We start from the raw sequence: 20,847 nt of genomic DNA on the forward strand, positions 1-20,847 counted from the left end.
AGCGCATTTTTGCAGTGCGGCGACGACTGAGTTTACAAATCGAACCCGAAATATGCACTATAATTCATATTTTGCTCTGATCGAGCATCGCTTCCAGGTTCGGCCGTGCGGCCAGCACCGCATCCCCGGCCGTGTGAGGAAACGCTTCCACGAACCGCTTCAGGCCGTCGCGCGCCGCCGCGAGATCGAGGCCCATCAGCCGGTTCCGGCCGCCGTTCGCCGCCTCGTCCAGACAGCCTTGCGCCACAGACATCAGCCGCAGCGCCGCTTTCGGCCGGCCCATCTTGACCTTCAGGCACCCGTTGGCGAGCTGGATGAGCCCCTGGACCATGACCCGTTCGGCGCTGTTCGGCCGGGCGCCGATCCAGACGGGCTCCCAGACCTCGTGGGTTTCCCAGAAATAACCCTGGCCGTAGAGACGGAAGCCGGCCAGCCAGGCCTCGTGCTCCCGCCACCGATCCGGCTCCGTCACGGCGGGCGCGGCCTCGGAAATCTCGAACACCACGCTCGCCGTCGGGCGTTCGGTCACGCCCGGAACATAGGGTTCGCTCGGCAGCGGCCACGCATAGACGTCGACGGTGGCCGCCGCCCGGGTCACAGCGTGGCCTCGGTCGCGTCGTCCGCCAGCGCGGCGAGCGCCGCCGGCGCCCCCTGCACCGCCGTGCGCTGCATGTGCAGCCGCAGACCGCGCAGACCGCCGAGTTCCTCGCCGCCGCCGGCCCGGCCGGGCCCGCCATGGACGCATTGGGGCATGACGATGCCGTGGCCGGTGTGGTCCTTGCCGACCTCCGGATCGACCATCATCACCCGGCCGTGGAACGGCGCCACGCCGAGCGCCACGTCGCGCTGGACGGCGCGGTCGCCGGTGAACAGGCTGAGCGCCAGGGATCCGCCGCCGTGCGCGGCGAGTGCAACGGCCTGGTCGACGCCGTGATAGGGCATCACCGTGGCGCACGGACCGAACACCTCGATCTCGTGGACGGCGCGGCCGTCCGTCGGATCGGCGCAGGACAGCAGCGTCGGCGCCAGGAACGCGCCGGCTTGCGGATCCGCCCCGACCACCTGGTCAGGGATACCGCCGCCGGCGACGACCGTCGCCTCGGCCGACAGGGCCGCGATGCCCTCCAGCGCGGTCTGGCGCTGGTCCAGGTCGACCAGCGGACCGACGCGCACGCTCTCGTCCGCCGGATTGCCGACCGTGAGCCCGGCAAGCTTCGCCGCAACCGCATCGCGGAAGGCGTCGGCATGCTCGGCCGGAACCAGCACCCGGCGGATGTTGGTGCACAACTGCCCGGCCTTGACGCTGAGCGCCGAGACCACCTCGCGCACGGCGAGCGCGAAGACGTCGCTGTCCGGCCCGGCATCGGGCCCGAGCACGGTCGCGTTGATGCTGTCGGCCTCGACCGTCACCCGCGGCGCGGCACGGAGCACCGCCGGGTCGGAGCGCAACATCTCGCCGGTCGCCGCCGATCCCGTGAAGGCGAGCGAATCCATCGGCTGGAGCGCGGCGACGAGATCCTTGCCGCCGCCGCACACGATCTGGAGCGCACCTTCCGGCACGGCGCCGGCCGCAATCACGTCGGCGACCATCTGCCGGGACAGCCACGCGGTCGCGGACGCCGGCTTGGCCACCGACGGCGAGCCCGCAAGCAGCGCCACCGCCACCTTTTCCCAAAGCCCCCAGGAGGGGAAGTTGAACGCGTTGATCTGGAGCGCCGCACCCTTGCGCGAGGTCCAGAAATGCCGGGCCGCGAAATTGCCGGACCGCGCCAGCACGTCCTCGCCCGGCTCCACCAGCACCTTCGCGTCGCCCAGCGACTGGCCGAGGCGCGCATAGACCTTCAGCGTCGCGATGCCGCCGTCGATGTCGATCGCCGCATCGCGGACCGTGTTGCCGGAGTTCTTCCGGGCGATCTCGCCATAGGCGTCGCGGTTGGCGGTGAGCGCATCGGCAATCGCGCGCAGGATGGCGCCGCGTTCGGCAAAGCTCAGCGCCGCGAGAGCCGGCCCGCCGACGGTGCGCGCATGCTCGAGCGCGGCCGCCCCGTCGACACCGGTGGCATCCACCCGGCCGAGCTCCTCGCCGGTGGTCGGATCGATGAACGGCCGGCCGTCGCCGGTTCCCTCGACCCATTTCCCTGCGACGTAGCTTTTGAGTTTCATGCGACCTCCGGTTCGGCGGCCTCGATGCGGTCGAGACGGGCCATGTATTCGACGATTTCAGCGAGCGTCTTGTCGCCCTGCTCCAGATGCGGCGCGTGCCCGCAGTCGTTCAGCACGACGCGATCGAACGGCGCATAGAGTTTTTCGAGGGCATCGAGCTGGGCGAGCGTGCCGTACTTGTCGTCCGCGCCCTGGATCGCGAGCACCGGCACGCGCACATAGTCGATGGCGTACTCGATGTTCCATTCCTTGAAGCCGGGATCGAGCCAGGCATCGTTCCAGCCGCGGAACGCGCCTTCGACGTCGGCGTGATACTTGGCGAGGCGCGGTTTCAGGTCGCCGGTCTCGTAGGCGACCTTGGCTTCCGCGATGGACGCCAGCCCGCTCGGCTCGGTGAAGAAGTGCGGCGCCATCAGGATCAGGCCGCGCACCCGGTGGTCCTGGATGTTACCGAGATAGAGCGCCGCGATCGACGCCCCGTCGGAATGGCCGAGAAGAACGCCGGCGCGAAACCCGATCTGGTCGAGCACCTTGGGCAGGACGTCGACCGCCTCGCGCGTCATGTAGTCGAGCGGGCGCGGAAGAGACACCGGATCCGACTGGCCGTAGCCCTGGCGGGAATAGACGAAGACGCCGTGGCCGGTGGCGTCTGCGACCTTCTGCGGGAAGTCCCGCATCAGGGCGACACAGCCCAGACCCTCGTGCAGCATCACGATGGTCGGGCTTTCGGACGGCGGCGGACCGTAGCAGCGTGCCTCCAGGCCGACCCCGTCGACCTCCAGCCGGATCGGCTTGTCCGTCTCCCAGATCATTGCACCTCTCCCTCGAGCTGACGCAGCTTGAAGCGCTGGATCTTGCCGGTCGCGGTCTTCGGCAGCTCCTCCACGAACTCGATCCAGCGCGGATACTTCCACTTGCCGACCCGCTCCTTCACGTGGTCGCGGAGCTCCGCGGCAAGCGCGTCATCGACCGCGCCGCCTTTGAGGACGACGAACGCGCGCGGCTTCTCCAGCCCGGATTCGTCGTGGGCCGGAACCACCGCGGCCTCCAGGACGGCGGGATGGGAGACGAGGGCCTGCTCGATCTCGAAGGGCGCGACCCAGATGCCGCTCACCTTGAACATGTCGTCGGTGCGGCCGCAGTAGACGAGGCGGCCATCGGGGCGAAGCTCGTATTTGTCGCCGGTGCGCGTCCAGCGCCCCTCGAAGGTGGAGCGGGTCTTGTCGCGCTGGTTCCAGTAGCCGTCGGCGGCCGACGGCCCGTTGACCAGAAGCTCGCCAATCTCCCCGACCTCCACGTCCTGGCCGTTCTCGTCGACCAGACGCAGCTCGTAGCCCGGCACCGCCCGGCCCGAGGTGCCGTAGCAGATGTCGCCCTCGGCGTTGGAGAGGAAGATGTGCAGCATCTCCGTGGAGCCGACGCCGTCGAGAATGTCGACGCCCGCCTTCTCGCGCCAGCGCGTTCCGACTTCTTCCGGCAGCGCCTCGCCGGCGGACACGCAGATGCGCAGCCGGTCGAGACCCTCGGGCCGCGACCCATTCATGCCGGCGAGCATCGCCGCATAGAGGGTCGGCACGCCGCAGAACACGGTGGGCCTGGTCTTTTCCAGCACGTCGAAGACGCTGTCGGGGGTCGGCCGGCCGGCTAGAAGCGCCGTGGTCGCCCCGACCGACATGGGAAAGGTCATGGCGTTGCCGAGGCCGTAGGCGAAGAACAGCTTGGCGGCGGAGAAGACCGTGTCGTCCTCGCGGATCTTCAGAACCTTGGACGCATAGGTGTCGGAGGTCGCCTGCAGGCTGGAATGGACGTGGCGGACGCCCTTGGGACGCCCGGTCGAGCCGGAGGAATAAAGCCAGAAGGCGCATTCGTCGGGCGAGGCGTCCACGCTCGGACCCGGGTCGCTGGCGGCGAGCTCGGCGCCGAAGTCGAGATGGGGTCCCGGATCGCCGCCGACCACGAACACCTTCAGGCCTTCCCGCTCCACCAGCGGCGCCGCCCACTCCAGAAGCTCGCTGGAGACGAACAGCGCGGTCGCACGGGAATCGTCCAGGATCACCTCCCAGAGATCGGCCGACAGCAGCGTGTTCACCGGGATCGGAACGACGCCCGCCTTCAGGCTCCCCCAGAAGATGACGGGGAAGTCGACCGTGTCGAGGACCAGCATCATCGCCCGGTCTTCCCGGCGGATGCCGTGGCGCCGATACAGCCCGACCATCCGGTCGGTGTCGGCCGCCAGCGCGCCGTAGGTGATCGAGCGCGCGTTGCCGCCCCTCTCGATGAAGGCGGTCTTGTCGCTCCGGCCGGCCGCAAGGTGCCGGTCGACGAAATACTCCGCGGCGTTTCCGCTGGTGCCCTGCACGGGTCATCCTCCCGATTGCGATTGTCTTTTTGGATCCGGGACGCCGGGCGCCATCCGGAACATGGTCCGATCGCGGAAGGTCGGCTCGTACCGAGCCGGACCGGGACCGCGACCGCCTTCAATCAGTAGACCGAACCGGCGCGTCCAAAGGGCCGCGCCGGCCGTCCTGCCGCCTAGCGGCCGGTGAACTCGATCTCCCCGTCGGGGAGGAAATAGAGGACATAGGCGTCGCCGTCGGAGACGGTCGGATGGTGGTCGCTGCCGGGCGGATAGACGTACCAGCCCTCCTCCATGCCATCGAACCGGGCGTCGCCTTCGATCGGCATGATCGCGCCGACTTCGCCGGTGGTGTGCACGTGGTGAGGACCTCGGACGTCCTTCATCCGGACGACGTCGACACTGAACCGGCCGGCCTCCGCGCCGGGCTTCACCGGACGGGAAAACTTGATCCCGCCGGCCTCGCGCTTCATCAGCCAGCCTTCCGCCTCACCCTCGGCGCAGAGCGCGCGGAGCTCGGCGAAGTCCTTGCCGTCCTTTGGAAAATCCTCGTTGAGAAGCGCGGCGAGATCGGCATCCAGCGGCCGGTCTCCCATCCGGTCGGCGATGCGGCCGACGAGCTCGAAAAATGCCTGTTGGCTCATGGCAACCTCCCTGGTGCGCTTGCGCGGACCAATGGGCACACCCGAAACCGGGCGGCTCTCATTTTCTGCATTATTATGCATATCCCGGCCCGGAGAGGCAAGCAAGGTCTGTCAACGAGGCGTCCGGACTTATGCTGCACTGCAGTTATTCATGAAAAAACATAAGCTTATGCGCCAGATTGGAGCCCGGTCACAAATATGCATTATATTGCTTGCGCCGTGAAATCGCGTCTTGTAGGCTCTGCCCGCTGATGTCCAAAGGCCCCGCTTCGTCAATCAAGAGGGCCCGGACCGGGGGCTGGCGCCGCATCGACGGACCGTCCCCTCTGCGAGGAAACCAATGCGATCGGCGGCGTTCTGGCCGGGCCGATCCAGGGAGGAGATGGTATGCTCAAAACGATCACCGGCGCAGTCGTGTGCGCCACGCTGGCTGTCGCTGCGTCGGCCCCGGCCGCCGCGCAGGACTACAAGGTCGGCATGCTGCTGCCGTACAGCGGCGTCTACGCCGCACTCGGCAAGGACATCGACGAGGGCTTCGTGCTGGCTCTGGAAGAGGCCGGCATGGCCGACCAGGTCGAGATCATCCGCGAAGACACCGAAGTGAAGCCGCCGGTCGGGCTTGCGAAGGCCCGCAAGCTGGTGCTCGAGGATCAGGTCGACGTGCTGGTCGGACCGGTGTCGTCCGGCGTTCTCGGCGCGGTGCGTGACTTTGTGGACCAGACCAAGACCCCGATCATCGTCGCCAACGCGGGCAACGACGAGGCGACCGGCGAGAACTGCACGCCGTACATCGTCCGGGTCTCGTTCTCCAACAGCCAGGTCAACCGGCCGATGGGCCAATGGATGTACGATCAGGGCATCCGCAAGGTCTACACGATGGCGCCGGACTACGCCGCCGGACGCCAGCAGATCGGCGCCTTCGCCGAGGCCTTCAAGGCTGCGGGCGGCGAGATCGTCGGCCAGGAGTTCACCCCGTTCCGGACCACCCAGGACTTCGGCCCCTATCTGAGCGCGGCCCAGGCGACCGAACCGGATGCGGTCTACGTCTTCTACGCCGGCAGCGAGGCGATCAACTTCGTCAAGCAGTATGACGCGTTCGGCCTGAACGACACCGCGACGCTGCACGGCTCGGGCTTCATCAACTCGCCGCTCTATGTCGACGCCCAGGGCCCGGCCGCGGTGGGTACGGTGGCCTCGCTCCACTACATCCCGACGCTCGACACCCCGGAGAACAAGACGTTCGTCGAGGCCGTCCAGAAGCGCTACGAGCGCACCCCGTCGGAGTACACCGTACAGGGCTACGACGCCGGCCGCTCGTTCGTGGAAGCCATCAAGTCGGGCGCCACGGACAAGGAAGCCATCGCCAAGGCGCTGCCGACCGTTGAGTATGTCAGCCCGCGCGGCCCGGTCTCGATCGATCCGGCGACCAACAACATCGTCCAGAACATGTACATCTACGAGACGGTGGAAGGCGACGACGGCAAGCTGACCCAGAAGCTCATCGGCACCGTCGAGAACGTCAAGGACCCGGTCAACGGCTGCGAGATGTAAGCCGCAACCAGGCAATCGACGGCCGGGCGCGCCAGGTGCCCGGCCGCTTCCTGTTCCTACCTTCCAGCGTACCGGACGGCACATGGTCACCGATTGGTCTTACTGGGCGGTTCAGACGCTGAACGGACTGCAGCTCTCCATGCTGCTGTTCCTCCTGTCCGTCGGCCTCACCGTCATCTTCGGCCTTCTTCATTTCGTGAATCTCGCCCACGGCGCGCTCTACGGGCTGGGGGCCTATATCGGCATCAGCGCGGCCGCCGCCACCGGCTCCTACTGGGCCGGGTTCGCCGCCGCACCCATCGTGGTCGCGCTCACCGGCATGCTTCTCTATCTCGGCCTGATGAAGCGCATGCGCCAGGCCGGACCTATGAACCAGGTCCTGGTGACGCTCGGGCTGATCTTCGTGTTCGTCGATGTCTTCCGGCTGATCTGGGGCGATCTCGCCATCGGTACCGCCGCGCCGGCCATCTTCAGCGGCCGCAGCGACGTGTTCGGCGTGGTCTATCCCACCTACCGGCTGTTCATCATCGCCCTCGGGGCGATCGTCATGGCAGCACTCGCCCTGGTCCTGTCGCGGACCCAGCTCGGCGCGATGATCCGCGCCGGCGTCGACAACGACCAGATGGCCGCCTGCCTCGGCGTCAACGTCGAGCGCATCTTCTTCATCGTCTTCTGCGTCGGCTGCGCGCTTGCAGGCCTTGCCGGCGCGGTCGCGGTGCCGGTCTTCTCCGCCCATCCGGACATGGGCACGGAGATCCTCATCTCCACCCTGATCGTGGTGGTCGTGGGCGGCATGGGCAGCCTCAGGGGGGCCGTCGCCGGCTCCTTCCTGGTCGGCTTCGCCCAGACCTTCGGCGCGGTGCTGGTGCCTGAAGTCGCCTCGCTGCTGATCTACGCGCTCCTGGCCGGGGTTCTGGTGTTCCGGCCGACCGGCCTGTTCCCGGCGCGGGCGTGAGGAGAGCCAGATGTTCCGACAGTCCCTCCTCAAGACCATCGTCATTCTCGCCCTTCTGGGCGGCGGCGTGGTCTACACGTTCTTCACCGGCTATTTCGGCAAGGAGCTGGTCATCGAGGCCGCGACGCTGGCGATCCTCGCCATCAGCCTCGACATGGTCGCCGGCTACGGCGGCATGATCTCGCTGTGCCACGGCGCGATCTTCGGGATCGGCGCCTACACCTTCGCCGCCCTGACCGTGCTGTTCGGCGTGCATCCGCTCCTGGCGTTTGCCGCGGCAATCGTCGCTACCGCCCTGTTCGGCGCCGTCGTCGGCGCCATCACGTCGCGCACCCACGGCATCTTCTTCATCATGGCCACGCTCGCCTTCGGACAGATGGCCTATGTCACGATCTTCGAAAGCCGGACGCTGGGCGGCGACGACGGCCTCGCCGGCGTTCCGCGGCTCGACCTGTCGGCGATCGGCATCGACCTGATGAATTCGACCAACTTCGCGCTGTTCGCGATCGCCGCGCTCGCCCTCGTCTACGTCATCGCCGCATTCGTGCTGCGCTCCGGCTTCGGCCGCACCCTGGTCGGGATCCACGTCAACGAGGCACGGATGAAGGCGGTCGGGCTGACGGTCTGGCACTACAAGGCGGCCGCGTTCGGGATTTCCGGCGCGCTCGCAGGCCTCGGCGGGGCGATCGCCGCCCAGCAGACCATGTTCGTCTCGCCGGAACTCCTGGTCTGGATGGTGTCCGGCACCGTCTTGATGGTGGTGATCTTCGGCGGCATCGGCACGCTGGTCGGTCCCGCCGTGGGCGCCGTGGTCTGGGTGTTCCTGAAGCACGAGATCTCGTCGATCACGGTGCACTGGCACATGATCGCCGGCGCCGTCCTGATCATCACGATCGTGGCCGGCGGACGCGGCCTCTACGGCCAGATCGAGTACATGATCGAGAACCGCCGCGCGAAGCAGAAGCAGCCGGACGAAACGAACGTGTCCCCTCTGGCACAGGAGCGCGAGACCCATGCTTGAGGCCCGCGATCTCAACAAGGCGTTCGGCTCGCTGGTCGTCACCAAGGACGTCTCGTTCTCGCTTGAAAAGGGCGAGCGGCGGGTGGTTCTCGGCCCGAACGGGGCCGGCAAGACGACGCTGTTCAACCTGCTGGTCGGCGAACTGAAGCCGAACTCCGGCTCCGTGCGGATGGGTGGGGAGGATCTCACCTCGCTCTCGGTCGCGGCTCGGGCCCGGCGCGGCCTCGCGCGCAGCTACCAGAAGAACAATCTGTTCGGCGCGCTGACGGTGCGGGAGAACCTGGCGCTGGCCGTCGCCACGGCGCGCGGTGCCGCCGGGTGGCTCGCCCGCGACACGCTGGCCGATCCGGAGATTGCCAAGGGCGTCGCCGACGCCGCCGCACAGGTCGGGCTGACCGACGCCCTCGACGCGAAGGTGGATGCCGTCTCCTACGGCGTGCGCCGGCAGCTGGAAGTGGGCATTGCACTGTCGACCGGCCCGCGCGTCCTGCTCATGGACGAACCGACGTCCGGCGTCGGACCGGGCATGATCCAGGCCTTCCACACCCTGCTCCACACCCTGCCGCGCGAGCTCACCATCCTGATCATCGAGCACGACATGGACCTCGCCTTCGACGTGGCCGACCGCATCACGGTCCTGAACTACGGCGAGGTGGTCTTCGAGGGGACGCCGGACGAGACCCGGGCGAGCCCAATGGTGCGCGAAATCTATCTCGGGGAGTGGGACGCCCATGCTTGAGGTCAGCGAACTGGAGACCGGCTACGGCGAGACCCGCGTCATCCACGGCCTGAGCCTGAACGCGGTTCCGGGCCGGATGCTGGCGATCCTGGGCCGCAACGGCGCCGGCAAGACAACGACGCTGAAGGCGATCATGGGGCTTCTGCCGGCGGCCGGCGGCGACATCCGCTTCCAGGGCAAATCGCTCGTCGGCACGGCGCCCTACGACATCGCCAAGCACGGCATCGCCTACGTCCCGGAGACCCGGGACATCTTCCCGTCGCTGACCGTGCGGGAGAACCTGATGCTGGCCGCGCGCATGGCGCCGCGCGACGCGACCTGGACGCTCGAGCGGGTGTTCGAGTTTTTTCCCCGGCTGGGCGAGCGTCTCAACAACGGCGGCAACCAGCTGTCGGGCGGCGAACAGCAGATGCTGGCCATCGGACGTGCGCTGCTGATGAACCCGAAGCTGCTGATCCTCGACGAGCCGACCGAAGGGCTCGCCCCGATCATCGTCCGCCAGATCCACGACAAGCTCGCCGCCCTCAAGGAGGACGGCATGACGATGATCCTGGTGGAGCAGAATTTCGGGTTCGCGACCAGCCTGGCCGACGAGGTGGTGATCGTCGGCCGCGGCCGCAGCGTCTGGGAAGGTCTTTCGGCCGACATCCGTGCCGACACGGACACCCAGCACAAATGGCTGGGTGTCTGACCGCGTCCGGCTAAGCTGCAGCCGACATACCTCCCTTACCGGATGCCCCTCTGCTCCAGGAGCGGCAGCACGTTGTCGCGGAAGTAGGGGAACTCCTCCACGTAGTCGACGAAGGAGAGGGTCGAGCCCCGGAACCCGGCATCGGCCAGCGACGCGATGCCCTCTGCCACCTGCTCCGGCGTCCCGATCAGCGGGAAGCCGCCGTGGCCGGCGGCCATGCGGTCGCGGATCAGCGCGAGCAGGTCGTGGGGGAAGGACTGGGCGTGGGCGAACTGGAGCCGCACCAGATTGTCGACCGCGTCCCAGTCGGAATTGTCCGTCGTGACGTATTTGTAGTAGTCCTGCGCCTCCTTCTCCGTCGGACGGCAGATGACGTGGGAGAAGGTGAGCACGTCGACCTCGCGCCCCACACCCTTCGCCTGGTCCTTCAGTTCGGCCACCTCCGACTTCGAGCGCTCCAGGTCGATGGTCGGCGTGAACAGGAAGTTGGCGTTGCGGGTGGCGAAGTCGCGGCCCTGGGCCGAACCGGCGGCGTTGATGATCGGGGGCTGGCCGTGGAAGGGCTTGGGCAGCCCCTTGGTGCCCTTCAGCTTGAAGTAGGCGCCATCCCAGTCGAAGTGGGTGTCGCGGGTCCACAGCGCCCGGACGATATCGAACCACTCCTGAGCATAGGCGTAGCGGGTCTCGTGGTCGTCGGGCAGCGTCAGGCCGAGCGCTTCGTACTCCGGTTTGTTCCAGCCGGCGACGATGTTGAGGCCGGCGCGTCCGGAACTGAGCTGGTCGATCGTGGCCATCTGCTTCGCGACCACGACGGGATTGTTGGCGGCGGTGTGGATGGTGGCGAACACCGCGATCTTCTGGGTGTGGGCCAGCAGGCCGGCGGCCCAGGTCATGGTCTCCAGCACTGATCCGTGGAAATCGGTCTCGCCGCCGTAGCCGATCCAGCGCGCGATCGGCAGCATGAAATCGATACCCGCCTCGTCCAGCAGCTTGGCAAGGCGGAGATTGTTGTCGAACGAATTGTCCCAGCGCTCCGGGACCTTGGTTACGGTCATTCCGCTGGAGCAGTTGGAGGAGAACGTGCCCAGCAGGAAGCGGTCCCGCGTGAACATGGGATTGGACGACGTGGTCATGTGGAAGATCCCTCTGGAATGTTTTTACATAAAAATTCTATCTAAAACTCTATGTGACGGCAAGCATCGGCGGCCCGCCGGCTGACGTGCTGGACCGGAACCGGCGGGATGAGCAGATTCCTGGATTTTCCGCTCCGGGACCGACAGACTTGCCCGGCCCAGATCGGGCACACGAAACGGTCGGAGAGACGGCATGGCACGGAAGAAGGCGGGCTCACCGGAGGAGCAACCCGCGGACGAGGTGTTCGACCGGCGTTGGCACCTGTCGGCGACGACCTCCGAAGTGGACACGACGGAGCTGGAATTCGCCGTCATGCGGACGTTCGAGTCGTTCGGGCGCTGGCAGTCGGAATGCCTGGCGAGCGTCATCGACCTGGCGGCCAGCGGTCCGGAGAACGCGTTGCTGCACGTGATCCGGATGAACGACCGGCCGAAGAGCATGAAGGAACTCGCCCGGCTGATGAACCGGGACGACGTTCCGAACATCCAGTACAGCCTGCGCAAGCTGAGCGCGGCCGGCCTCATCGAGAAGGAGGGATCACCTCGGTCCGGCGTGACCTATTCCGTGACCGCGTTGGGGCACGAGGTCACCGACGCCTATGCGGCGGTCCGGCGGGCTCTGCTGATTTCCGCGATCGACAACGTCCCGGACTTTCGCCGCCGGCTGGCAGAGGCCACCCAGACCCTCAACCTTCTGGCCGGCATCTACGAGGAGATATCCCGCGTCGCGGCAACCCACCGCCGGCCGGCCGCCAAACCGGCAAAGGAATGAGCGCGGGCCGGTCCGCCGTCACTCGGCAGGGGGCGCGAGAAGCGCCGACAACGCGGTGATCAGCGCGTCGGTCTCGTAGGGTTTGCGCACCACCGGAACCGCGGCGAAATCCGACGGGATCATCGAGCCGTCGCCATAGCCGGTCGCAAACAGGAACGGAACGCCGCGCCGGGTCAGCTCCTCCGCGACGGGAATCGAGGTTTCCTCGCCCAGATTGACGTCGAGGACCGCCACGTCCGGCAACCTTGCGCGGACCTTTTCCAGCGCCTCGGAGGCCGAGGCCGCAGTGACGATACTCTCCACGCCCTGATCCTCCAGGCCAGCCTCCACATCGAGGGCGATCAGCATGTGGTCTTCCACCAGCAGCACATGGGTGGTGCTGGAGAGCGTTATCGGAGCGCTGCTGCGCGGAGCCACGGAGCCCTCGTCCCTCCGCCCGGCTTCGGTCACGTCGACATGGCGGGCCGGTATGGAGAGGTAGGCCGACACGCCGCTCTGATCGTAAACCACCCTGCTTTCGCCGCCGAGATCGTAGGGGATCGCGCGACCGATCAGGGCGGAGCCGAATCCGTCCCGGCTCGGCTTCACCACCGGCGGGCCGCCCGTTTCCGTCCAGTCGATCCGGCACGTGCCGTCAGTCTCAAGCCGCCACTCAACCGTGACGGTGCCCTCCGCGACCGACAAGGCGCCGTACTTGGCCGCGTTCGTCGCCAGTTCGTGCAGCACGAGGGCGAGCACCGAAAATGCCCGGCCATCAAGCCACACGCCCGGCCCGTTGAGGCGGACCGCCGTCTCGTTGGCCCGATAGGGCGAGAGCTCGGCGTCGAGCAGATCGGCCAGATGGCCGCCGCCATCGCCGCGCACGACCTGATCGTGGGCGTGGGACAGAGCCTGGATGCGGCCCTTCAGCTTGCCGGCATAATCCTCGATCGCCTGACCGTCCTTCAAAGGCTGGTTCACCAGCGACTTGATCACGGCGAGGATGTTCTTGACCCGGTGATTGAGTTCCTGGTTGAGCATCCGCTGTCGCAGATCGGACTTGCGCCGCTCCTCCGCCAGCAGCTCGCTGTGGCGCAGGACGATTTCCACGGTCGCCGCACGGGCTTCCTCGGCGGTCTCCAGCTCCGCTTCGCTCCAGGGCTCCGACTGGGCGCGCACCGTTTCCTTCCAGATCGCGAAGCTCTTGCGCGGGGTCAGGCGGTCGCCGTGGACGCCGGTTTCGTAGGATTTCTCCGGATTGCCGGCCCAGTCCAGCGTCTGAACCCGCTCCCGGCGGAAGAAGAACAGATAGTCGTTGGGAAGCTGGGAGAGCGGGATCGCGAGAACGCCGGATGCCGCCTCCACGTAGCGATCCGAAGACGGAAGCTCGTGCGGAAGCATGTGGGTCGCCCACACGCGCCCTTCCGCAACTGCACCCACATGGGCGGCCAGCTCCGGGATCGCATCCTCGGGCGGTACGGTGCCCAGCGTGTGCAGCTTGCCGCCGAGCCAGAGCGCCACGCCGTCGCACGGGATCAGCCGGGCGAAATCGCCGAGATTTTCCGCAAACAGCGCTTCCAGATCGCTGTGATTGCTCGCGCGCCGAAGGAAGCGGTCGAGCGAGGCCCGCGCCGCCATCGCGATCGCGAGGCGCTGCCGCTGGCGCTGGGTGTCGAGATGAAGGGCAAAAAAATCGCCGAACATCTCGGCGGCGGCCCGCTCGGCCATCGGCAGGATCCGCGGCGCATAGTGATGGCAGGCGATCAGCCCCCAGAGTTCGCCGTCGAGAATGACGGAAATCGACATGGACGCCGACACGCCCATGTTGCGCAGATACTCGCAGTGGATCGGCGACACGCTGCGCAGATGCGCCTGGGAGAGATCGAGCGGATTGCCCGCCTCATCCAGATCCGGCCGGATCGGGACCGGCTCGAAGCGGGCATCGGAGATCACCCGGATCGTGTTCTTCAGGTAGAGCCGCCGGGCCTGCTGGGGGATGTCGCTGGCCGGGAAATACTGACCGAGGAAGCTCTCCAGATCGGCGCGCTTGACCTCGCTGACCACCTTGCCGGCGCCATCGTCCTCGAAGCGGTAGATCATCACCCGGTCGTAACCGAGGGCGCGGTGAACCAGATCGGCGGCCACGTCGACCAGCCGGTCGACTTCCTCCACCGCCCCGATCCGGCCGATCATCTCGCGGGCGAGCTGCAACGGCTGATGGGCACTGCGGCTCGGCTCGAACTCCACGACCACGTCGTCATCGACCCGATGAACGGCCAGATCGAACGGGGCTCCGTCCGCCAGCGGAACGGCGAATGCGAGCGCGGGACGGCCGGTCTCCGTCGAGGTCACGTCGCCCTCGCCGACCAGCGCGGAGGCGGCCTCGCCGATCACCTCGCCAAGGAGCCTGCCCGCGAGCGAACCGTCCGCCCCGAGCATCTCCGCGGCGTTGTCGGACGCGCGCCGGATCGTGCCGGTGGCCGCCTCGCACGCGACGAGACACCCATGCGGCTGGATGCTGCCGGGAATGTGGATGGGCTCGCGGTCGCAGTTGGTCAGGTCGACGGTCTCACGCTTCCACATAGGTCGACCCCGTAAACGCCTCCGTTGCCGTGAGGAACGTCTCCTGTGCGCCGGCTTCGGCCGCCTCCATATCGAGCCCCTCCACGGCCTCCAACCGGACGAGAAACTCCCGCCAGTTGGTCAGGCTGTCCTTGCGGCCACCCAGATGGCTTGCGCCGTGGGTCTCGTCGAAGCCGAGGTCGCGCGCGCGCCGGGCGAGAACCTGCGCTCCGAGCGACGCGCCTTCCAGCACATAGACCATTCCGACGGCGTGGCTCGGCGACCGCGGCTCCGGCGCAGCCAGCGCGCGGCCGGCAAGAAACGGCGAGACGGTCCCCTCGAGATCCTCACGGTCGGACGCGATGGCCGGGGCAAGGCGGATCGGCAACCAGCCGGCGAACTCCGCCGGCAGCGCTGAGCGGTCGAGCGCCATTTCGAGCGGCTCCCGAAACGCCTGCAGGCAGCGGAGATAGGTCAGATAGGAGTTCCTGTCGTCGAAGTCGCCGACGGCTGCGTCGAGCCGGGCGTGAGCGGTAGCGGTGCTGGAGCGCAAGCGACCGCGCCTTGAGCCGAAATCCATGCGAGATGGCCGTGTCCTGAACGAGATGATCAATTGTTAGGAGCTTCAACGCACGAACGGTCCCGATCGTTCAAGCTAATTGTGCGCGCGGGTCCCAGCTTGCGCGAAACCCGTGTGCGCGTGCGCGCTCTGTCGTAGTCCACGGACCCGAACGCGGGGAACCTTCCGCACGTCTCTCCGTTAGCCAGATGACCTTCGGGCTGGGTCTGGCGCGACGGAAGCGGTTGGGGTGCGGTTGACCTCATGCCGGCTCCGTCCAATGCTAGGTGCCCGACAACGTTCCATCTTTCTGGGAAGGACGATTGCGGGATGAGGGCGAGTTCATGAGCACCCCGTTCAGAGAATTCGGGTCCAGGTCGAAGACCAGATCCTCTGCCCCTGCCGAAGATCCGGCGGCAGAGCGCGCCCTTGACCTTGCTCAAAGCCGGATTGCGATCGAAGGCATCGAGACGGAAATCGATGGCGGGCGGTTTCCGGCCAAGGCCGTCCTCGGCAAACCATTTGACGTCGAGGCGGATGTCTTTTCCGACGGTCATGACACGATCGCGGCCGCCCTCGTCCAAGATCCCGCCGCGGACGGCACCGGCGCGGAAACGCTCATGTCACCCCTCGGAAACGACCGGTGGCGCGGCGTGCTCACCTTCACCGAACCCGGCCTTCAGCGCTATGGCGTGATCGCCTGGCGCGACCTGTTCGCCACCTGGATCAAGGACACCCAGAAGAAAATCGCCGCCGGCGTGAAGGTCTCCCTGGAGACCGAAGAGGGGCGCCGTCTGGTGGCCGCGGCCGTGGAAGACCGGTCCGCCCGGACGTCCCAGGACAGCGCCGATCTCGCCGCCCTGGCCAAACGGCTCGATGCGGCCCACGAGGCCGAAAGGCTGGAGGTTCTGCTCTCCGACGGCACCCAGGCCCTGATGCGGCGCGCCGGTCCCCGGACGAACCTGACCCGCTACCCCCAGACGCTCGAGGTGTTCGTCGACCGACCGGCCGCCGCCTTTTCCGCCTGGTATGAGATGATGCCGCGCTCCCAGTCGGGCAGCACCGATCGTCACGGCACCTTCGACGACGTGATCGCGCAGCTTCCCTATGTGCGCTATCTCGGCTTCGACGTGCTCTACTTCACGCCGATCCATCCGATCGGGAAGACCAACCGCAAGGGCCGCAACAACTCGCTCACGCCCGGCCCCGACGATCCCGGAAGCCCCTACGCGATCGGTTCGGAAGACGGCGGCCACGACGCGATCCACCCCGAACTGGGGACGATCGAGGATTTCGACCGGCTGGTGGAGGCGGCCGCCGAGCACGATCTGGAGATCGCCCTCGACTTCGCGATCCAGTGCTCCCCGGACCATCCCTGGATCAAGGAGCATCCGGAGTGGTTCGACTGGCGGCCGGACGGCACCATCAAGTTCGCCGAGAACCCGCCGAAGAAGTACGAGGACATCGTCAACGTCCACTTCTACCGGGACGCGCTGCCGGACCTGTGGCTGGCGCTGCGCGACGTGGTGCTGTTCTGGGTCGCCCACGGCGTGAAGATCTTCCGGGTCGACAACCCGCACACCAAACCGTTTCCGTTCTGGGAGTGGATGATCTCGGAGGTTCGCTCCAAGCATCCCGACGTGATCTTTCTCGCCGAAGCCTTCACCCGTCCGAAGGTGATGAAGCGGCTCGCCAAGGTCGGGTTCAGCCAGTCCTACTCCTACTTCACGTGGCGCAACGAGAAGGAGGAGCTGACGGAGTATCTGGAGGAGCTGACGACGGAGCAGTGCCGGCACTACATGCGGCCGAACTTCTTCGCCAACACGCCCGACATCAATCCGGTCTACCTGCAGGAAAGCGGACGGCCGGGCTTCCGGATCCGTCTGGTGCTGGCCGCGACGCTGGCCGGCAACTACGGCCTCTACAACGGTTTCGAGATCTGCGACGCCGCCCCGGTGCCGGGCAAGGAGGAGTATCTCAACTCCGAGAAGTACGAGATCCGCCAGTGGGACATGGATGCGCCCGGCCACATCAAGGACGACATCCGGCTGGTGAACCGGCTCAGGCGCGAACGTCCGGCGATGCAGGGCTTCGACAACCTCACCTTCTACAACGCCTTCGACGACGAGGTTCTCTATTACGGCAAGCACGACCCGGAGACCGGCGATTTCGTGCTCGTCCACGTCAACCTGAACCCGCACGAGATCAGAAATTTCGAGTTCGAGGTGCCGCTTTGGGAGTTCGGCCTGCCCGATGACGCCTCCATCGAGGTGCAGGACCTGCGCCACGGCAACCACTTCACCTGGCATGGCAAGAGCCATTGGCTGACCCTCGACCCCGATGACTGTCCCTACGCCATCTGGCGTCTGATCCCGCCGGGAGCTGGCCGCGAATGAGTGCAAAGAAGACGACGACCAACCTGACCCGGATCGACGGGATCATCGACCGCTCCGACACCCAGTGGTACAAGGACGCGGTCATCTACCAGCTTCACGTGAAGGCGTTCCAGGATGCCAGCGGCGACGGCATCGGCGATTTCGCCGGGCTGATGCAGCGGCTCGACTACGTGCAGGAGCTGGGGGCGACGGCGATCTGGCTGCTGCCGTTCTATCCCTCGCCGCTGCGCGACGACGGCTATGACATCGCCGACTACAAGTCGATCAATCCGGCCTATGGCAAAATGCGCGACTTCAAGGCGTTCGTGGCGGAAGCCCACCGCCGCGGCCTGCGCGTCATCACCGAACTGGTGATCAACCACACCTCCGACCAGCACCCTTGGTTCCAGCGCGCCCGGCGCGCCAAGCCCGGCAGCGCGGCCCGCAACTTCTATGTCTGGAGCGACACCGACGAGAAGTTCCCGGAAACCCGGATCATCTTCACCGACACGGAGAAGTCGAACTGGACCTGGGACCCGGTGGCCGGCGCCTATTTCTGGCACCGGTTCTATTCCCACCAGCCGGATCTGAACTTCGACAATCCGCAGGTGCTCAAGGAAGTGCTCAAGGTGATGCACTTCTGGCTGGAGATGGGCGTCGACGGGCTGCGCCTCGACGCGATCCCCTACCTGGTCGAGCGCGAGGGCACCAACAACGAGAACCTGCCGGAGACCCACGAGGTCCTGAAGAAGATCAGGGCAGAGCTGGACAAGCACTATTCCGACCGGATGCTCCTGGCCGAAGCCAACCAGTGGCCGGAGGACACCCGACCCTATTTCGGCGACGGCGACGAATGCCACATGGGCTTCCACTTCCCGCTGATGCCGCGGATGTACATGGCCGTCGCCCAGGAAGACCGGCATCCGGTCACCGACATCATCCGGCAGACACCGGAAATTCCGGAGGAGTGCCAGTGGGGCATCTTCCTGCGCAATCATGACGAGCTGACGCTGGAGATGGTGACCGACAAGGAGCGGGACTATCTCTGGCGCGTCTATGCCGAGGATTCCCGCGCCCGCATCAATCTCGGCATCCGCCGCCGGCTCGCGCCACTGATGCAGAACGACCGGCGCAAGATCGAGCTGATGAACTCGCTGCTCCTGTCGCTGCCGGGAACGCCGATCCTCTATTACGGCGACGAACTCGGCATGGGCGACAACTACTATCTCGGCGACCGCGACGGGGTGCGCACGCCGATGCAGTGGTCGTCGGACCGCAATGCCGGCTTCTCGCGCGCCAATCCCCAGCGGCTCTACCTGCCGGTGATCCTGGATCCCGTCTACGGCTACCAGTCGATCAACGTGGAGAGCCAGACCTTCGACGGCTCGTCGCTCCTCAACTGGATGCGGCGCATGATCGCCGTGCGCAAGCAGCATCCGGCGTTCGGACGCGGCACCATGACGGTGCTCTATCCGAACAACCGCAAGGTGCTCGCCTATCTCCGCGAGGAGGGAGACGACACGATCCTGTGCGTCGCCAACCTGTCGCGCGCCGCCCAGGCGGTCGAGCTCGACCTGTCGGCCAAGCGCGGGCTGGTACCCATCGAGATGACCGGCAATTCGCCGTTCCCGCCGATCGGCGACCTGCCCTATCTGATCACCCTGCCGGGCCACGGCTTCTACTGGTTCTTCCTGGCGGATGCCGATCAGGCGCCGGCCTGGCATACGCCGATACCGGAGGTGCTGCCGGACTTCCTGACGCTGACCACCCGGGACGGCCGCATCTCCACCGCGCTCACCGGCCGAGAGGGGCGGATGCTGGAGCGCGACGTGCTGCCGAAGTTCCTGCCGCTGCAGCGCTGGTTCGCGGCCAAGGACCGGCCCATCGAGAAGGTGGCCTTCGAGCCGCTGGCGGAGCTTGCCGACGGTCGCCACTCGCTGACCACCATCGAGGTCACCACGGACCAGGACGTGGAGCGCTACTTCCTGCCGCTGACGGCGCTGTGGGGCGAGGACAATCTGGCCTTCGGCGCCCCGACGCTCGCCTACACCCTCGCCAAGCTGCGCCAGGGCCCGAAGGTCGGCGCGCTGGTCGACGGCGCGTTCGAGGCCGACCTGCCGGTGGAAGTGCTGGCGGCGATGCGGCGCGGCGATACGGTTGTCGCCGGATCGGGCCGGCTCACCTTCAAGGGCAATGACGTCCTCGCGGGTATCGAGGACGACGGCGCCCCGCGGCCGCTCGGGGTGGAGCAGAGCAACGTCTCGATCGTCTTCGACGATGCGTTGATCCTGAAGTTCTACAGGCGCCTGCGCACCGGCGTTCAACCCGACGTCGAGGTCGCCCAGTTCCTGACGGAGACCGGCGGCTACGCCAATACGCCGGCATTCCTGGGCTGCATCGATCACGTCAACGAGGACGGCGAGCTGACCACGCTGGCCGCCGCCTTCGCCTTCGTGCGCAACCAGGGCGACGCCTGGGAGGTTCTGACCGAGGCGCTCGCCCGTGACATCGACGGGTTCGAAACGAACTATGCGGCAGCCGCGGAAGCGATCGGAGAGGATGCCGACGGCGGCGATCCGTTCCCCTATCCGCTGATGATCGGCGAGCTTCTGGGCCGCCGGACCGCGGAGTTGCACCGGGCGTTCGCCAGCCCGACCGACGACGCCGCCTTCAGGGTCGACCCGATCACGGCGGACGACGTGACCGCCTGGTCGAAAGAGGCCGCCGACGATCTGGACGGGATGCTCGACCGGCTGAAGACCAACCGGAAGACCCTTCCCGAAGCCGACCGGGCCATCGCCGAGGAAATCCTGGCGGCGCGCAAGGCCCTGAAGGCCCGGGTGAAGGCGCCACGCACCTTCACGCCCTCGGGCGGACAGTCGCGGATCCACGGCGATTACCATCTCGGCCAGATCCTGATGGTCAAGAACGACATCATGATCATCGACTTCGAGGGCGAGCCGCGCCGCTCCCTGGAGCAGCGCCGCTCGAAGTCGTCGCCGCTGCGCGACGTGGCCGGCCTGGTCCGGTCGATCGACTACGCCGCCGCCGCGGTTCTGGAGCCGCACGGCGGACCGAGCCAGTCGATCCAGGACGGCGCCGTGGCGCGGGCGCTGGAGTGGCGGGATCTGACCACCCGGCAGGTGCTGGCGACCTATGAAGAGGTCATCGCCAACTGCGCGACCCATCCGGAGGATGCGGACTTCGCCCGGGCACTGCTCGACATGTTCATCATCCAGAAGGCCTCCTACGAGGTGGCGTACGAACTCGCCAACCGGCCGTCCTGGATTTCCATTCCGCTGCGGGGGCTGAAGGATCTCATCACCAGCATGGAGGACGGTCAGTGA

Annotated in this window: 16 protein-coding genes; 8 read left to right on the top strand and 8 right to left on the bottom strand. The window is 66.9% G+C overall.

Annotated features, from left to right (window positions below; genetic code table 11):
- Positions 1-64: 64 nt before the first annotated feature.
- The 5 genes from J2S73_RS14625 to J2S73_RS14645 form a co-directional block, all read right to left on the bottom strand.
- Positions 65-598 carry a DUF309 domain-containing protein gene (locus J2S73_RS14625; RefSeq protein ID WP_306886349.1) on the bottom strand — a complete coding sequence of 178 codons (534 nt, stop codon included), beginning with the start codon at positions 596-598 and terminating at the stop codon, positions 65-67.
- Positions 595-2,163, bottom strand: coding sequence for a 3,4-dehydroadipyl-CoA semialdehyde dehydrogenase (locus tag J2S73_RS14630; protein ID WP_306886351.1), 1,569 nt, complete (start codon positions 2,161-2,163; stop codon positions 595-597). Before J2S73_RS14630 ends, J2S73_RS14625 begins: the two co-directional genes overlap by 4 nt.
- Positions 2,160-2,975 (bottom strand): alpha/beta fold hydrolase, encoded by an 816-nt coding sequence (locus J2S73_RS14635; protein WP_306886352.1) that lies wholly within the window; start codon positions 2,973-2,975, stop codon positions 2,160-2,162. Before J2S73_RS14635 ends, J2S73_RS14630 begins: the two co-directional genes overlap by 4 nt.
- On the bottom strand, positions 2,972-4,522 hold the full coding sequence (locus J2S73_RS14640) for a benzoate-CoA ligase family protein (protein ID WP_306886353.1): 1,551 nt from the start codon (positions 4,520-4,522) through the stop codon (positions 2,972-2,974). Before J2S73_RS14640 ends, J2S73_RS14635 begins: the two co-directional genes overlap by 4 nt.
- Positions 4,523-4,695: 173 nt before the next feature.
- The gene (locus J2S73_RS14645) at positions 4,696-5,163 is read right to left on the bottom strand and encodes a 4-hydroxylaminobenzoate lyase (RefSeq protein WP_306886354.1); all 468 of its coding nucleotides are present in this window, start codon (positions 5,161-5,163) and stop codon (positions 4,696-4,698) included.
- Positions 5,164-5,550: 387 nt separating this feature from the next.
- Here J2S73_RS14645 and J2S73_RS14650 point away from each other — a divergent pair, with 387 nt between their 5' ends.
- The 5 genes from J2S73_RS14650 (at position 5,551) to J2S73_RS14670 (ending at position 10,120) form a co-directional block, all read left to right on the top strand.
- A complete protein-coding gene (locus tag J2S73_RS14650) occupies positions 5,551-6,714 on the top strand; it encodes an ABC transporter substrate-binding protein (RefSeq protein WP_306886355.1) in 1,164 nt (387 codons plus the stop codon).
- 82 nt (positions 6,715-6,796) lie between these two features.
- Positions 6,797-7,669, top strand: coding sequence for a branched-chain amino acid ABC transporter permease (locus tag J2S73_RS14655; RefSeq protein ID WP_306886357.1), 873 nt, complete (start codon positions 6,797-6,799; stop codon positions 7,667-7,669).
- A 10-nt stretch (positions 7,670-7,679) separates the two neighbouring features.
- A complete protein-coding gene (locus J2S73_RS14660) occupies positions 7,680-8,690 on the top strand; it encodes a branched-chain amino acid ABC transporter permease (protein WP_306886358.1) in 1,011 nt (336 codons plus the stop codon).
- Positions 8,683-9,429, top strand: coding sequence for an ABC transporter ATP-binding protein (locus tag J2S73_RS14665; protein ID WP_306886359.1), 747 nt, complete (start codon positions 8,683-8,685; stop codon positions 9,427-9,429). The genes J2S73_RS14660 and J2S73_RS14665 overlap by 8 nt, the downstream gene beginning before the upstream one ends.
- A complete protein-coding gene (locus tag J2S73_RS14670; protein ID WP_306886360.1) occupies positions 9,422-10,120 on the top strand; it encodes an ABC transporter ATP-binding protein in 699 nt (232 codons plus the stop codon). The genes J2S73_RS14665 and J2S73_RS14670 overlap by 8 nt, the downstream gene beginning before the upstream one ends.
- Before the next feature lie 35 nt (positions 10,121-10,155).
- On the opposite strand, the gene J2S73_RS14675 is transcribed toward J2S73_RS14670, so the two are convergent.
- The gene (locus J2S73_RS14675; RefSeq protein ID WP_306886361.1) at positions 10,156-11,253 is read right to left on the bottom strand and encodes an LLM class flavin-dependent oxidoreductase; all 1,098 of its coding nucleotides are present in this window, start codon (positions 11,251-11,253) and stop codon (positions 10,156-10,158) included.
- Positions 11,254-11,446: 193 nt separating this feature from the next.
- On the opposite strand from J2S73_RS14675, the gene J2S73_RS14680 reads away from it, so the two are divergent.
- Positions 11,447-12,025, top strand: coding sequence for a winged helix DNA-binding protein (locus J2S73_RS14680; RefSeq protein ID WP_306886362.1), 579 nt, complete (start codon positions 11,447-11,449; stop codon positions 12,023-12,025).
- 18 nt (positions 12,026-12,043) lie between these two features.
- On the opposite strand, the gene J2S73_RS14685 is transcribed toward J2S73_RS14680, so the two are convergent.
- Together J2S73_RS14685 and J2S73_RS14690 are read right to left on the bottom strand one after the other, a co-directional pair.
- Positions 12,044-14,587 (bottom strand): HWE histidine kinase domain-containing protein, encoded by a 2,544-nt coding sequence (locus tag J2S73_RS14685; protein ID WP_306886363.1) that lies wholly within the window; start codon positions 14,585-14,587, stop codon positions 12,044-12,046.
- Positions 14,574-15,119 carry a biliverdin-producing heme oxygenase gene (locus J2S73_RS14690; protein ID WP_306886364.1) on the bottom strand — a complete coding sequence of 182 codons (546 nt, stop codon included), beginning with the start codon at positions 15,117-15,119 and terminating at the stop codon, positions 14,574-14,576. Before J2S73_RS14690 ends, J2S73_RS14685 begins: the two co-directional genes overlap by 14 nt.
- A gap of 350 nt (positions 15,120-15,469) precedes the next feature.
- Between J2S73_RS14690 and J2S73_RS14695 the strand changes: the two genes are divergently transcribed.
- Complete coding sequence (locus J2S73_RS14695) at positions 15,470-17,521, top strand: alpha-1,4-glucan--maltose-1-phosphate maltosyltransferase (RefSeq protein WP_306886365.1); 2,052 nt, start codon at positions 15,470-15,472, stop codon at positions 17,519-17,521.
- Complete coding sequence (gene treS, locus J2S73_RS14700; RefSeq protein WP_370874440.1) at positions 17,518-20,847, top strand: maltose alpha-D-glucosyltransferase; 3,330 nt, start codon at positions 17,518-17,520, stop codon at positions 20,845-20,847. The genes J2S73_RS14695 and treS overlap by 4 nt, the downstream gene beginning before the upstream one ends.

Origin of the sequence: Amorphus orientalis, assembly GCF_030814015.1 — a bacterium.
GTDB classification, from domain to species: Bacteria; Pseudomonadota; Alphaproteobacteria; order Rhizobiales; family Amorphaceae; genus Amorphus; species Amorphus orientalis.

Coding starts and splice junctions, on each gene's coding strand:
- J2S73_RS14685 (WP_306886363.1), bottom strand. CDS start 14,587: ATGTGGAAGCGTGAGACCGTCGACCTGACCAACTGCGACCGCGAGCCC.
- J2S73_RS14695 (WP_306886365.1), top strand. CDS start 15,470: ATGAGCACCCCGTTCAGAGAATTCGGGTCCAGGTCGAAGACCAGATCC.
- J2S73_RS14660 (WP_306886358.1), top strand. CDS start 7,680: ATGTTCCGACAGTCCCTCCTCAAGACCATCGTCATTCTCGCCCTTCTG.
- J2S73_RS14655 (WP_306886357.1), top strand. CDS start 6,797: ATGGTCACCGATTGGTCTTACTGGGCGGTTCAGACGCTGAACGGACTG.
- J2S73_RS14650 (WP_306886355.1), top strand. CDS start 5,551: ATGCTCAAAACGATCACCGGCGCAGTCGTGTGCGCCACGCTGGCTGTC.
- J2S73_RS14680 (WP_306886362.1), top strand. CDS start 11,447: ATGGCACGGAAGAAGGCGGGCTCACCGGAGGAGCAACCCGCGGACGAG.
- J2S73_RS14645 (WP_306886354.1), bottom strand. CDS start 5,163: ATGAGCCAACAGGCATTTTTCGAGCTCGTCGGCCGCATCGCCGACCGG.
- J2S73_RS14630 (WP_306886351.1), bottom strand. CDS start 2,163: ATGAAACTCAAAAGCTACGTCGCAGGGAAATGGGTCGAGGGAACCGGC.
- J2S73_RS14635 (WP_306886352.1), bottom strand. CDS start 2,975: ATGATCTGGGAGACGGACAAGCCGATCCGGCTGGAGGTCGACGGGGTC.
- treS (WP_370874440.1), top strand. CDS start 17,518: ATGAGTGCAAAGAAGACGACGACCAACCTGACCCGGATCGACGGGATC.
- J2S73_RS14670 (WP_306886360.1), top strand. CDS start 9,422: ATGCTTGAGGTCAGCGAACTGGAGACCGGCTACGGCGAGACCCGCGTC.
- J2S73_RS14665 (WP_306886359.1), top strand. CDS start 8,683: ATGCTTGAGGCCCGCGATCTCAACAAGGCGTTCGGCTCGCTGGTCGTC.
- J2S73_RS14675 (WP_306886361.1), bottom strand. CDS start 11,253: ATGACCACGTCGTCCAATCCCATGTTCACGCGGGACCGCTTCCTGCTG.